This is a genomic window from Solwaraspora sp. WMMA2080 (genome assembly GCF_027497395.1).
Classification (GTDB): domain Bacteria; phylum Actinomycetota; class Actinomycetes; order Mycobacteriales; family Micromonosporaceae; genus Micromonospora_E.
Map to the genome: position 1 here is coordinate 3,991,463 of NZ_CP114910.1, position 13,174 is coordinate 4,004,636.

12 protein-coding genes are annotated in these 13,174 nt (G+C 69.5%); 9 read left to right on the forward strand and 3 right to left on the reverse strand.

Annotation, left to right across the window (positions count from 1 at the left end; translation table 11 throughout):
• Positions 1–13: 13 nt before the first annotated feature.
• Positions 14–235 carry a hypothetical protein gene (locus tag O7543_RS18225; RefSeq protein ID WP_281552743.1) on the reverse strand — a complete coding sequence of 74 codons (222 nt, stop codon included), beginning with the start codon at positions 233–235 and terminating at the stop codon, positions 14–16.
• 175 nt (positions 236–410) lie between these two features.
• On the opposite strand from O7543_RS18225, the gene O7543_RS18230 reads away from it, so the two are divergent.
• From O7543_RS18230 to O7543_RS18240, 3 genes are all read left to right on the forward strand, one after another.
• Positions 411–1,577, forward strand: coding sequence for a hypothetical protein (locus O7543_RS18230; RefSeq protein ID WP_281552742.1), 1,167 nt, complete (start codon positions 411–413; stop codon positions 1,575–1,577).
• A 4-nt stretch (positions 1,578–1,581) separates the two neighbouring features.
• Positions 1,582–2,139 (forward strand): cysteine hydrolase, encoded by a 558-nt coding sequence (locus O7543_RS18235; RefSeq protein WP_281552741.1) that lies wholly within the window; start codon positions 1,582–1,584, stop codon positions 2,137–2,139.
• A gap of 88 nt (positions 2,140–2,227) precedes the next feature.
• Positions 2,228–2,419 carry a hypothetical protein gene (locus tag O7543_RS18240; protein WP_281552740.1) on the forward strand — a complete coding sequence of 64 codons (192 nt, stop codon included), beginning with the start codon at positions 2,228–2,230 and terminating at the stop codon, positions 2,417–2,419.
• 534 nt (positions 2,420–2,953) lie between these two features.
• Here O7543_RS18240 and O7543_RS18245 read toward each other — a convergent pair.
• The gene (locus tag O7543_RS18245; RefSeq protein WP_281552739.1) at positions 2,954–3,418 is read right to left on the reverse strand and encodes a GNAT family N-acetyltransferase; all 465 of its coding nucleotides are present in this window, start codon (positions 3,416–3,418) and stop codon (positions 2,954–2,956) included.
• A gap of 28 nt (positions 3,419–3,446) precedes the next feature.
• Positions 3,447–4,967: an LLM class flavin-dependent oxidoreductase gene (locus O7543_RS18250; RefSeq protein ID WP_281552738.1), complete on the reverse strand. Its 1,521-nt coding sequence runs from the start codon at positions 4,965–4,967 to the stop codon at positions 3,447–3,449.
• Between the two features lie 133 nt (positions 4,968–5,100).
• Here O7543_RS18250 and O7543_RS18255 point away from each other — a divergent pair, with 133 nt between their 5' ends.
• From O7543_RS18255 to O7543_RS18280, 6 genes are all read left to right on the forward strand, one after another.
• Positions 5,101–5,649: a MarR family winged helix-turn-helix transcriptional regulator gene (locus tag O7543_RS18255; protein ID WP_281552737.1), complete on the forward strand. Its 549-nt coding sequence runs from the start codon at positions 5,101–5,103 to the stop codon at positions 5,647–5,649.
• Between the two features lie 66 nt (positions 5,650–5,715).
• Positions 5,716–6,426: a VWA domain-containing protein gene (locus O7543_RS18260; protein ID WP_281552736.1), complete on the forward strand. Its 711-nt coding sequence runs from the start codon at positions 5,716–5,718 to the stop codon at positions 6,424–6,426.
• Positions 6,427–6,636: 210 nt separating this feature from the next.
• A complete protein-coding gene (locus O7543_RS18265) occupies positions 6,637–6,855 on the forward strand; it encodes a hypothetical protein (RefSeq protein WP_281552735.1) in 219 nt (72 codons plus the stop codon).
• Positions 6,856–7,004: 149 nt separating this feature from the next.
• Complete coding sequence (locus O7543_RS18270; protein ID WP_281552734.1) at positions 7,005–10,064, forward strand: AAA family ATPase; 3,060 nt, start codon at positions 7,005–7,007, stop codon at positions 10,062–10,064.
• Between the two features lie 201 nt (positions 10,065–10,265).
• On the forward strand, positions 10,266–12,842 hold the full coding sequence (locus O7543_RS18275; protein WP_281567166.1) for a caspase family protein: 2,577 nt from the start codon (positions 10,266–10,268) through the stop codon (positions 12,840–12,842).
• A gap of 104 nt (positions 12,843–12,946) precedes the next feature.
• Entirely contained in the window at positions 12,947–13,174 is a 228-nt protein-coding gene (locus O7543_RS18280; RefSeq protein WP_281552732.1) for a hypothetical protein, read from the forward strand.

A 13,174-nucleotide genomic window follows, 5' to 3' on the forward strand; every position in this document is an offset into this window, starting at 1 on the left:
CGGCCACGCGTCGTCAGCCGTCGAACGCCACCGGCTCGCCGCCGTTGGCCTGCCACCGGGCAAGGACCTCGGCGAGAATCCGTCGGGCGCCGGCCTCACCGTGCTCGGCCTTCAGGTCCTCGAAACTCCACCGCAGCGTGAGAGCCACCTCGGCCGCTTCATCGGTCCCGCACTCACGGATAGCCTGGGCGTCGTCAGCGTTCGGACCCGACTCGGTCCAGCGATCTTCGTCCATCGACGTCGTGCCTCCAAGGCCGACTCGGCACCATCTGTACCGCGTAGGCTCGTACTGATGACTGACGCTGACCTCGGCTCCCGTCTGCGGCGGTATCTTGCTTGCCTATCGATGAGACTGCCCTGCCGGCGACGATCCGGGCAGGTACTACACACGGACACGAAGGACACGGCCCATGTCCACTGAAGTCCCTCGGCAGTTCAAGCCCAATCTTGTGCTGGTCAACCGCCGGAGGGCAGTCGGCTGGGAGTCCCGCAAACGCGCAGCGCGCGAGTTGCACCGCGTAGGCCAACAGCACGGCATCCGTGAGACGCCGACGGTCGAGGCCATCGAGAAAGCGATGTACCGCCACGAGACCGGGCGCGTATCAGTCACCGACCCGATCTACCGCCAGCTCTACTGCCTGGCGTACGACGCAAAGCCCCATGACCTGTTCGGCGAGCTAACCGGCAGCGCCGAGGATCGGCCGCACTTCAAGGCGCGATCCCACAAGTTCCTTACAGCATTCATCGGCGCTGAAGGCGCTGCCCGGCTATGCGAGGCCACCGGCTGCACGCCGGCCGAGGAGCAGTTGCACACCTGCTCTTCGACTCCGGTCGAGCACCCGGAGGGCGACTGCACGCTGTACGTCTGGCCGTGCGGATCGGCAATCTTTCACCTTGTGGAGCACGTCGAGTTGTCCACGATCGCGGCACTCGCCGCCTGGCGGGAGGTATCGTACGGCGACAACATCAAATGGGCTACCGACTACCTCGCACCTATCGCACCGGCCGAGGACGAGTCAGCGATTTACATCCTTGGCGTTCATTGGGTTACTGAGCCAGCGTGGCCACCGGAGCTATTAGATGCCGCACTACGCATCATGTCGACCCCACGAGCATTGCTGCACCGCGATCGCGCCATGGACGACGAACACCTAGCTCACGCCGAACTAGTCGAGCAGTCATTGCTTTCCGAGGCGTACGATCACGTAGGCATCGAATCGTTCGGCGTACCTGGGATTTCGGTGGGCTACGCCTCATGGTCCGGAGTCGTATACCATCCGATCTCAGCCGAGCGTTCCCTGACGGAATCCGAGATGGTCGCCTGCGAGCTTGCGATTCAATCGATGTGGGCATACAGCGACGCGATCGCCCGACAGGTAGAGCAGGGACGAGATCCGCAGGTACCGCCAGAACATGGATGGCGCTATCTCCGGGGAGCACGCTCCCGGCTTACCGTTTCCCGCCTGCGGGAGACCGGACAACATCAGGCAATGCGCCGAGCAATTCTGCGAACGTGCGATCTAATGCCAGCCCTGGACCAAGCCATCGAAACCCTCCGCGATACGGATCAAGGCTGAGCCGATGGCATCAGGTCGCCCTGTACTAGTAGTCACGGACATGCAGAACGGCTTCGTACGCGAACAGTCAGCGCACGTCGTTCCTGTTGTTGTCGACCTGGTACGCCGCTGGCAGGCAGCCGGCAACGACACGCTCTTCACCCGGTACCTGAACTACCCCGGCAGCCCTTTCGAGCGATTCTTTGGTTGGCGGAAACTGCAGGATGCACCCGAAACCGACATAGTGCCCGAGTTGGCGCCGTACGTCGAGCGCGGGATCGTACTCGACAAACTCATTTATAGCCCGTTCACCACGGAGGGCGAGAAATTATTCCAGCAGCACGGGTGGACAGAGCCATACTTTTGTGGAATTGCTACTGAAAGCTGCGTCCTAAAGGGCGCCGTGGACGCCTTCGAGCGAGGCTACACGCCGTGGTTGATCGCCGATGCGTGCGCTAGCCATGCAGGCTTTGAGGCACACACTGCGGGACTCCTCGTAGTTCGCCGCTTCATCGGCCCCGGACAGGTAATCACGCGAGCGCGCATCCCCTCATCGCTGGTTGTCGCGACAGAGCGCAGCTAGCCTGAATGTGCCCAGACCTACTACCACGTCGACTGTGGCAACGGGCGCAACTTGCTGCCGTTGCTAACCTTGGCGTAGCGTTCGCGACATGAGACTGGTGGCTTTGGGCGAGATTCAGGCGCTCATGGGTGGCATCAGCCGTCAGCGCACCCAGACCATCGTCAACCGGTCAGACTTCCCGAAGCCACTCGATACGCTCACCGTCGGCCGGATCTGGGCACGCGAAGAGGTCGTCGCCTGGATCAAACAGAACCGGCCGTTTCAAGAAGAAGCGCTTTAGCGGTTCCCGACGTGCGTGGTCGGCCATGTGCTGACATCGGCCAGCTATCCCTCGCCCGATCAGCCCGCTCACGACGCTCCGACAGCCCGCGGCGCGCACCATGATCTGCAGCACTCCAGCTGATCAGACCCCGGCGTGTCGAGTCGAAGAGACGCTGTGGATCACGGCTGCTCGCCGAGCAGCCACAATGCCGCTGGCCGATACACACGGGCAGCGGCGTTCGTGCAGCTTCTCGTCTCGGTTCTGGTCTCAGCGTGGGCGGAGTCGGTCCCAGGGTCAGCGGGGCGACGCGCCCGGCGGGTCAGCCAGGGACTCCTCCGCCGTCGACGAGACACCCGGCTCCGGTTCCACCGGCACCGCCCGGCCGTAGCGTGGTGGCGTGCGGGCGTACGAGATGGCTGGTACGCGAGCGACAGGCGCTGGCCGCGATCCGTACTGACACCGGGTGGCGGATCGGGCACGGCGCACCGGTGCGCGGCCCGGGCGTAGGGAGCAGCCGGCTGCCCTCGACGCCGGTCTGGGTCGTGCCTCAGGTCACGTCAGCTCGCGGGTCATGAACGTGCTGTTGGGATCGTCGACGTAGGCGCCGAAGGGCGGGCAGGGGGCGAAGCCCGCCTTCGCGTACAACGTCCTCGCCGGGACGAAGAAGTCCATGCTTCCGGTCTCCAGCGAGATGCGGCGGATGCCGCGTCGTCGCGCGTCCGCGATGAGGTGGTCGAGGACGCGCGCGGCGATGCCCTGGCCGCGTCGTCGCGGATCCGTCCGCATGCTCTTAATCTCCTCGTGCGCCGGCTCCACCTCGGCCAGGGCACCCGTGCCCACCAGTTCGCCACTCATCCGGGCGACCCACAGACGGACGCCCGGTGCCCGCAGCCCGGAAAGATCCAGCGCGTGTCGGCTCTCGGCAGGCGCCGTCGGCGCGAGTTCGTCGAGATGTGCCTGCAGGAAGACGCCGAGCTCCGGGTCAGCGAAGTCGGCGCGCTCGATAGTCAACCGCATGACGGAGATCTTGCCCGGCCGGTGCTGGTCACCCCACACCGAACCGGGCCAGTGGCTCGACCAGCTCGCGTTCCTCGTAGGACAGGTGGGACAGCAGGGTATCGGTGAGCAGGTCGACGGCGGTCTTGACGTCGCCGATCCGGTCCGGCTCGCTGACCAGGGCAACCAGCGCCCGGTCGACCCGTTCCAGCACGTCGTGGATGACGTGATGCTCCTCCGACAGCCGGTCGACCACCGGGGCGAGTCCCGGGTCGGCGCGGCGCAGCTGCGGCAGCATGCCGATGTCCTCGATGGTGTGGTGGGTGGTCACCACCCGGCAGTACGACTCGCAGTAGGCGCCGAGGGTCCAGTTGTTCTGCCGCATGGTCATCGTGTTGATGTGCGCCCGGGCACCGCCGGCGGTCATGGTGCCGGCTGCGACCTGGTCGATCAGGTCGCGCACGGTCCGCAGCTCCTCGCGCAGATGATCGTGTACGTCGATCAGGTGCTGCCCGGCGGTCCGCTGGGCGGGACTGTAGGTCAGCGTGGGGTCGGGTGGCGGGGCGGTCGGCCGGGTCGACTCGTCCCAGACGCGTTCAGCGCTGAGCCGTACCCCGTCGTCGGGGGTGGGGGTGATGCCGGCGGCCGCAGCGGCCGACGCGGCGGGAACCGAACCCGCTGCTGCGGCGCTGCGGCCGGCGGCGACCAGGTCGCGGACCGCCGGCACCACCTCGGCGGCGAACCGGCGGATCATGTCCGGGTCGTCGCTGGCCAGTAGGTAGCCGCTGAAGCCCTGCTCCAGGGTCAGTCCGGCGAGCTGCTCGGCCCAGTCGGCCGGCGTACCGGTGAGGAATCCGTCGCCGCTGCCGAACGTACCGCTGATGTTGTAGAGCCGGCGGACCACGGCCGGATCCCGCCCCGCCTGCCGTGCCGCCGCGTCGATGGCCGCGTTCATCGCCGGTAGCTGCTCCGGCGGCGCGTACGGGCTGCTGGGCAGCCAACCGTCGGCGAGTCGACCGGTGACCCCGAGCATCCGCTTCTTGTACGCGCCCAGCCAGATGCCGATGGGGTGGGCTGGCGCCGGACCTGGATGCACACCCCATACCCGGTGATGCCGGCCGTCGACCTTGACGGTGCCGCCGCCGGCGTCCCAGACCGAGCGGATGATCTCGATGCCCTCCGCCAGCGCTTCGACGCTCTCGGCCGGGGTGAGCCGGCCGCCGCCCATCGCCGCGATCGCGTCCCAGAAGGCACCGGCCCCGAGGCCCAGCTCGACCCGGCCGCCGCTGAGCAGGTCGAGGCTGGCCGCGCTGCGGGCCAGCATCGCCGGCTGGCGCAGCGGCAGGTTGGCGACGTTCGGCGCGACCCGGACCCGGGTGGTGCGGGCGGCGATCACCGACAGCAGGGTCCAGGTGTCCAGGAACCGGGCCTGGTACGGGTGGTCCTGCACGGTCACCAGGTCGAGCCCGGCTTCCTCGGTCAGCTGGGCGAGCGCCAGGGTCCGGTCGGCCTGATCGGCGACCGGGGTGATGAAGGTGCCGAACAGCAGGTCGTGTCCGTAGTCAGCCATGTCGTCCGCTCCCCGCGACAGCAGTCATGCGTATGCCTCCAAGATAGTCTGCTGAGCAGACGATCGGCAGTGTGACTCTTCTGACCCTGAAGATGGTCGTTCGACGCAGACGAGCCGGCGATAAGCTCGACGTATGCCTCGTCCCGGTCAACGCACGGACCCGGGTCCGGCCCGCACCGCTGGCGGCGGCGACCTCGGCTGGGCGCTGGGCGTGGTCTTCCGGGCGTACGTCAAGAGCAGCAGCGCCGTGCTGCACGACCTGCCCGGCGGGCCGCGCGGCCATCAGGTACTGGCGGCGGCGGTCGAGGCCACGCCGCAGAGTCAGATCTCGCTGGCCCGTCGGCTGGGCATCGACAAGACGGTGATGACCTACCTGATCGACGACCTGGAGAACGCCGGCCTGGTCGAGCGACGGGCCAACCCGGACGACCGCCGGCACAAGACCATCGTCGCGACCGACCACGGGCACCAGGTCTGGTCGGCGACCCGGGACCGGCTGGAGCAGGCTGAAAAGCACCTACTGGGGCCGCTGCAGCCGACCGACCGCGAGGCACTGCGGTCGCTGCTGTTCCAGCTGGCCGACCAGGCACAGGCCGTCGATCCGGTCGTCGACACCTGCCAGATCGTGTCCGACATCGCCGCCGACGGCCAGCCGCACGAGCCAGCGGACGGTCCGCACTGAGCTTCGTCCAGCTCGGCCCACACCCGTCCGTCAGACCTGGGGCATGGCGGACGGAGGAGCCCATCGATGCGCCGGTCAGACAACACCCTGCTGCCGTTCTATCTGGTCGTCGACGTCTCGGTGTCGATGGCGGCGGACGGCAAGTTGGAGGCGGCGAACGAGATCGTGCCGGCGCTCGTCGACGCGCTGGCGCGGCACCCGGTCGTCGCGGCCCGGGTACGGTTCGGGCTGATCGACTTCTCCGACCACGCGGAGGTCCGACTCCCGCTCGGTGATCTGCTGGCTCCCGGGCTGGTCGCACCACCCCTCACCGCACGCGGCGGCACCTGCTACGAGTCGGCGTTCGCGACCACACGGGACGAGATCGAATCGGACATGGCGCGGTTCGCGGCCAGCGGAGCGACCACACACCGGCCCACCGTCTGGTTCATCAGCGATGGCCGGCCAACCGACTTGCGGTCCGCCTGGCAGGCGGCGTTCGCCGAGCTGACCTCGTCCAGCGCCCGCCCGAGCGTCGTCGCATGCGGCGTCGACGAGGCGGATCCCCGGATCATCAGGTCGCTGGCCCATCCGGCGACCGGATCGGGACGGACGGCGTCGTACCTGATGGTGCCCGGCTCCGATCCGGCCCGGACGATCACCGGGATCGCACAGGTGCTCATCGACAGCGTCGTCCGGTCCGGCTATCGCGCGGCCGGCGACGCCGGACCGGTCCTGCCCGACGGGCCGGACCTTCCGCCCGGGGTGCAGCGGTTCGATCCGACCGGCCCCGGGTGACGGTGGCCCCGACTGCGGGCGACGGCAGCCCGGCCCGACTCGGACCAGCTACGGTGATCTTGTTACGGTGATCTTGATTGTCGTCAGGCCGTCCGCTGAACGGCCAAGGCCGACTGTCCGTCAGGTTCGGATATGATCCGAACTATTGACAATGTCCGAGGGGCACATCAATTCCGGAGTACGAGGCCAACGATCGCGACGGAGGTCTCGATGATCGACGATCGATCCGGCGGACCGGTGCCCGATGACGGGCTACCAGCCGAAACCCGACAACGGATGGTCGAATTACTCGCCGCCGAGTTCGGCGCGGCGTGGCAGGCCGCTGTGACCGGCGGTGCGGACCTTGACGGGTTGGCCGAGTACGTCGACGACCGCCGGCGTACCGTGGAATCGATTCCGGAGCCGGACGACCGCGACGATTGTCGTTAACCTGGACAACGCAGCGCAACGGCACACCATCGCTTCCGGCCGACCGGACCGGCATTTTCCGGTGACCACTGAGTCAGCATCGGCCACCGAATACGATGTGACACACGGCGACGGCTGACAGTCCCCATTACTCGCGCCACCATGGACACATGGCGACGGCGTACGCATCTGCGCAGTTTCCGGCAGCGGGTGGATCTTTCATCGGCCGCGCCGCGGAACGCGCCCGGCTGACCGGGCTGTTGACCGAGGCGGCGGGCAGCGCCGCCGCGACGGTCTTCGTCGGCGGTGAGGCGGGCGTCGGAAAGAGCCGGCTGCTCGAGGAGTTCGCCGCCGAGGCCCGCTCGGCGGGCCGCACCGTCCTGCGCGGCGCCTGCATCAACCTGGGCACCGGCGCGGTGCCGTACGCCCCGTTGATCGACGCCCTGCGGCGGATCGTCCGGGCACTCGGTGAGCAGCGGGTACGTGAACTGGGCGGCCCATCGTACGCCGAACTGAGCCGGCTGATGTCGGACTTCACCGGAGTCGCGCCCCTCGGCGAGTCGACCGCACAGCTGCGGGTGTTCGGCGCGGTCCTGCGGATGCTCGACCACTTCGGCGCGCACGCGCCGACCGTGCTGATCTTCGAGGACCTGCACTGGGCCGATCCATCCACCTTGGACCTGGTCTCCTATCTGGCCCGGGCGCAGACCGACGAGCGGATCCTGCTGGTGCACAGCTACCGGTCGAACGACCTGGACCGGCGGCACCCACTGCGGACGCTGCTCGCCGAGCCGGACTTCATCCGCCGGATCCACCGGCTGGAGCTGGCCCGGTTCACCCGCGCCGAGCTGGAACGGTTCCTGACCGCGTCGACCGGCGACCCGGTGGACCGGTCGCTGCTGGACCGGTACTACGAACTGTCCGACGGAAACGCGTTCTTCGCCGAGGAACTGGTGGTCTCCGGGGTGTTGACCGATCCCGCGTCCACCCGACTGCCCAACTCTCTGAGCGAGATCATGCTGTCCCGGGTCGAACTGCTCGACGACGCCGCAGCCGACGTGCTGCGAGTCGCAGCGGTCGCCGGGCGGCGAGTGAGCCACCGGCTGCTGGCAGCCGTCTGCGACCTGCCCGATCAGCAGCTGATCAAAGCGCTGCGGCAGTGCGTCGCCCAGCACGTTCTCACCATCGACGCCGCCGACGACACGTACGTTTTCCGGCATGCCCTGCTGCGCGAGGCGGTCTACCAGGAACTGCTGCCGGGTGAGCGGGTCGGGTTGCACCGCGCGCTCGCCACCGCCCTCACCGCGGACCCGGGGTTCAGCCTCGCCGAGGATCTCACCGCAGCGGCCGAACTGGCCCACCACTGGTACGAGGCCAGAGCACTACCGGAGGCGCTGACCGCCGCCGTGCACGCCGGCGAGATGGCGGTACGGGTCCACGCGTTCCGCGAAGCCGAACAGCAGTACCAGCGGGTGCTCAGCTTGTGGTCGCGCGTCGACGATCCGCAGCGACGCACCGGCCAGCCGCGCTGGCGGGTGCTGGCCGCCGCCGCCGACACCGCCCGGTGGGGCGGTCGGGTCGAGCAGGCGCTGGAACTGATTCGCGCCGCGATCGCCGAGGTGGACCGGGCCGCCGCCGCCCGCGACGCGGGTGAACTGCTCGAACGCCTCGGCAACTACCTCTGGGAAGCCGGTGAGTACGGCGAATCGCAACAGACCTACCGGGCGGCGGCACGGGCGCTGGCCGAGCAGCCGCCGAGCGCGGTGAGCGCCCGGGTACTGGCCGCTGTGGCGATGGCCGAGGTACGCGAGGGCCGGTACGCCGAGGGCGCGAGGGAAGGTGCCCACGCGGTCGAGCTGGCCCGGGCGGTGGCGGCCCGGGCCGAGGAGGGCCGCGCGCTCAACACCCTGGGCATGGCGTTGACCATGCTCGACCAGCCGAGCGACGGCATGGCCAAGGTACGCGAGGCACTGCGGATCGCCGAGGAGGTCGACCACCTTGAGGACCTGTTCCGGGCGTACGGCAACCTCGCGGTCGCGCTGGAGCACGTAGGGCGGCTCACCGACTCGGTCCAGGTCGCCCTCGACGGGTTGAAGGTGGCCCGCGAACGCGGTCTGGAGCAGGCCCGCGGCGCCGGCGTGCTGGCCAACAACGCCGCCGCGACGCTGGTACTGCTCGGCCGGTGGGACGAAGCGGCCGCGGTGCTGGACGACGTGCTGCGGGCCAGGCCGCTGCGGGGCACCCTCTACCCTCGGCTGACCCTGGCCGAGATCCGGCTCGCCCAGGGATCCTTCGACGCGGCCGCCGATCTGCTGGCCGGCGTCCAACTCGTGGACCGGCCGACCACCGACCCCCGGTTCGTCGGACCGCTGTACGCCTGTCTGGTGGAGCTCGCCCTGTGGCGGAACGACCTGACCGGGGCGGCTGAGGCGGTGCGGGCCGGCCTGGCTGTGCTGGAGGGCCAGGCCAACCTCCTGGAACTCACCCGGATGTACGCCGTCGGACTGCGGGCCGCCGCCGACGAGTGCGAGCTGCTGCGCACGCAACCCGAGCGTGACCCGGTCCGGTTGTCGGCGGTTGTCGCGTACGCCGAGCGGTTGGCCGGCCAGGCGGCGGTGCCGGTCGACAGCCTGGATCTCCCGCAGACCGACCAGGCGCACGCCGACCAGGCCGGGATTTCGCAGGTACGGGTGTGGCGTGACCTCTGCCTGGCCGAGCTCGCCCGGGCCCGAGGCACCGCCGACCCCGACGCCTGGGCGGTGGTGGCCCGGGGCTGGTCGATGCTCGGTCGGTCCTACCCGGCCGGCTACGCCTACTGGCGGGAAGCCGAGACCGCGCTCGCCGTTGGTGACCTGACCCGCGCCGGATCGGCCGCCAGGTCGGCCTGGCAGTCCACCAGTCCGCTGCCGGCCGGGCCGCTGCGTAGCGAGATCGAGGCGATGGCCCGCCGGGCCCGGGTCACCCTCGACCCCGAGTTGCCGGAGCCAGCCGCCGACACCGCCGGGCCGGCGGCCCGGCCGTTCGGTCTCACCGCCCGCGAGTTGGAGGTGCTGTGTCTGCTCTGCCTGGGCAGGACCAACCGGGAGATCGCCACCGAACTGTTCATCACCGAACGCACGGCGGGTGTCCATGTGTCCAACCTGCTCAGGAAGATGGCGGCCAACAACCGTAATGCCGCCGCCTCGATGGCTCATCGGCTCCGGCTCTGCTCCGATCGGGAATCCGGATAGACCTCCGTACGGAGCCGTCGCACCGAACGTACCGGTGGATCGTCCTGTCAGGTCGGAGCCGATCGCCGGCGGGCGAGCCGAAAGTGACCGTACGCAAAAGATCGTAGGCACTGAGTGATGACGTCACCGGCGCCCGACCCGTAAAGTCCACACCGGATCTGCTGAGCGACCTTTTAGGGGGTAGCGGTGACGCGGAGAGCATTGCTGGTCGGTTCTCAGACCGACGGCCTCACCGGGGTGCACAACGATGTCGAAACGATCGCGGCGGCGCTCGATGGGCGTGGGTTCACCATCTCCTGTCTTACCGGCGACGATGCCACCCGTGCCGGCATCCTCGCCGGCTACGAGAAACTGATCGGACAGAGCACGGCGGACGATACCGTCCTGTTCTACTACAGCGGTCACGGCGGATACGCGTCCGCACCGGATCCGGCCAGCGACGACCCGGCTGCGGACGATCCGGCCAGCCAGCCGACGCCCGGCCGGCGGCCGGGCGACCTGCAGTTCATCGTGCCCACCGACTACTCTCCATCCACTGAGGATGAGTTTCGGGGCATCGCCTCGGTCGAGCTGTCAGTGCTGCAGGCCCGGCTGACCGAGGTGACGCAGAACGTGGTGGTGGCCTTGGACTGCTGCCACGCCGCCCACCAGTCCCGCGACCCCGACCTGCGGGTCAAAGGCCTGGACCGGCAGTCGACCACCCGGTACGAGCAGATCAGCCGGCACCTGGCGGCGCTGCGCCGGGACGGGCTCGCGGTCGACCGGCGGGTAGTGACCGGCGACCCGTACTCGGTGCGGCTGGTGGCCTGCGCCCCCGAGCAGTCCGCCTACGAGTACCGCAACGGTGCCGGGCTGCGCACCGGGATGTTCACCGAGGCGCTGATCCAGGCACTGGCCGCCGCCGAGGACCTTCCGGTGACCTGGTTCACGCTGATGGAGACGGTACGTCGCCAGGTGCTGCGCCGGGCGTCGAACCAGCGGCCCGAGGTGGAAGGGCCGTCCCGCCGACTGCTGTTCTCACTCCAGGAGACGGACCCGATCGCCGGCCTGCCGGTGGCCCCCACTCCCGACGGCCGGGTGGTCCTGCCCGGCGCCCCGCTGCTCGGCGTCGAGCTCCACGACGAGTTCACCGTGATGCCGGCCGAGCTGCCGGTCGACGAGGAGACCAGCGTCGGCACCGCCGTCGTCGACCGGCTCGGGGCGCTGGCGGCACAGGCCGAGCTCACCCTGCGTACCGGCTGGTCCGAGGTGCCGACGACGGCCCGCGCGTACCGGACCCGCAGCGCCGCGCCCGCGCTGCCGGTCCGGGTGACCGACCCGGACGCCGCCGACCTGGTCGCCGCGATCCGGACCAGCACCCTGGTCCGGCTGGCCGATGCTGACGAGCCGTGCACCGTGGAGGTCCGGCCCGATCGGGCCGGCAACTACCAGATCCACGACCGGACCGGTCCGCTGCACAGCCCCCGACCGGCCGGGCCGGGCACCGCCGCCCGGCTGCTCACCGACCTGGAACGGGTCGCCCGCGCCACCGGACTGCGGGCCCTCGGTGAAGACCCCCGGTGCGCCCTCGACACCCCGTTGACCTTCGAGTGGGGCCGGGTCGTCGACGGCGTCGAGGTGCCCATGCGGTCCGCCGGCGAGGTCGTGCACGACGGCGACCAGGTGTACGTGCGGGTGCGCAACGACGGCACCGAGGCGGTCTACGTGTCGCTGCTCGACATCGGCGTCTCCGCCCGGATCGAGAACCTCACCAACTTCGCGCCGTCCGGGTTCCAGCTCAAGCCCGACAAGGAGTACCTGGTGGGGTACGACGCCCTGAGCGGGGTGCTGCGCGGTGTGCGACTGAACTGGCCGGCCGGCATCGTGCCGGCGGCCGGGCGGCCGGAGACGGTCCTGCTGATCGCCACCTCGCAGCCGCAGGACGTCGGGCTGCTCCAACAGGACGGCATCCGCACCGCCGACCGCGCCGAGCTCGGCCGCCGCGTCCCACGCCGCGACCAGTCGCCGCTGGAGCGGGCCCTCGACCAGCTGGGCAGCGGCGGTATGCGGGATATGTCCAACGAGTTCGCCCCGGAGGTGCGCTACGCGCTGCGTACCATCGAATTCAGCCTGAGCCCGACGGCGCGGCCGCCGGCCGAGTCGGTGCGGTTCCTGATCGACGAACGCCCGGACCGGTCGCGGCTGCTGTTCCGGGCCCGTGGCGGCGCGGCGCGCACCGTCGCGGTCCGGCTGGACGAGGTGCTGGTGCACCGCAACCGGGCGCTGCGCAGCGCCGACATCCGGGTCGACGCGGTGGTGCTCACCGGCACCGCCGACGACGACCCGGCGGTGCCGTACCGGGCGGAGACGGCGCGGTTCCGCAACGTCCGCGACGGAGACCGGCTGCCGTTGGACCGGATGCTCGTCTACCACGGTCGGGCGGTGGACTACCTGGACCTGGCGGTCTGGGTGTCCCGGGACACCGGGGACAGCCGGGCACTGAGCGACCTGCTGCGCGACGAACTCAACGGCCCGGCCTTCCAGGCCGCCGGGGCAAACCTACTCGGGCTGGCCGTGGCCGCCCCGCAGGCCGCCGCCGCAGCCGCCGCGATCGGGGCGGGTGCCGTGGTCGTCAATCTGGCGTACCGGCTGCTGCTGGACGCGGTCGGCGACAGCATCGGCCTGTACCGCACCTCCCTGCTGGCGACCGAGGAATTCGGCGTCGGCCGGCACCCGGCCGTGGGGAATCTGCGGGCGCAGGATTTTTCGTTCTCGTACACGGTCGAAACGGTCGACTGACCAACGCCTCCGCCGGGTCACCGGTACGCAATTCATCTAATTACGCCCGGTGCCCCGGCGGTGCTGAAATATCGGTACGGACAACAGACTGAAAGGTGGAAATCATGGCTCGCAAGCGTGTGATCGTCGACGGGTCCGAGTGGGAGATCCCCGAGTCGAACCTCGACCCGGTCCTCGCCGGCATCCAGACCGCCATGGAAACCGGTTCGGTGGTCAAGCTGGAGTTGCTGGACGGGGCCAGCCGGCCGGTGACGGTCTACCTCAACGGCCGGACCGCGGTGACCGTGGTCGTGGATCTCGGTCTCGACCCCCGCCCGAGCGAGATGTCCTGA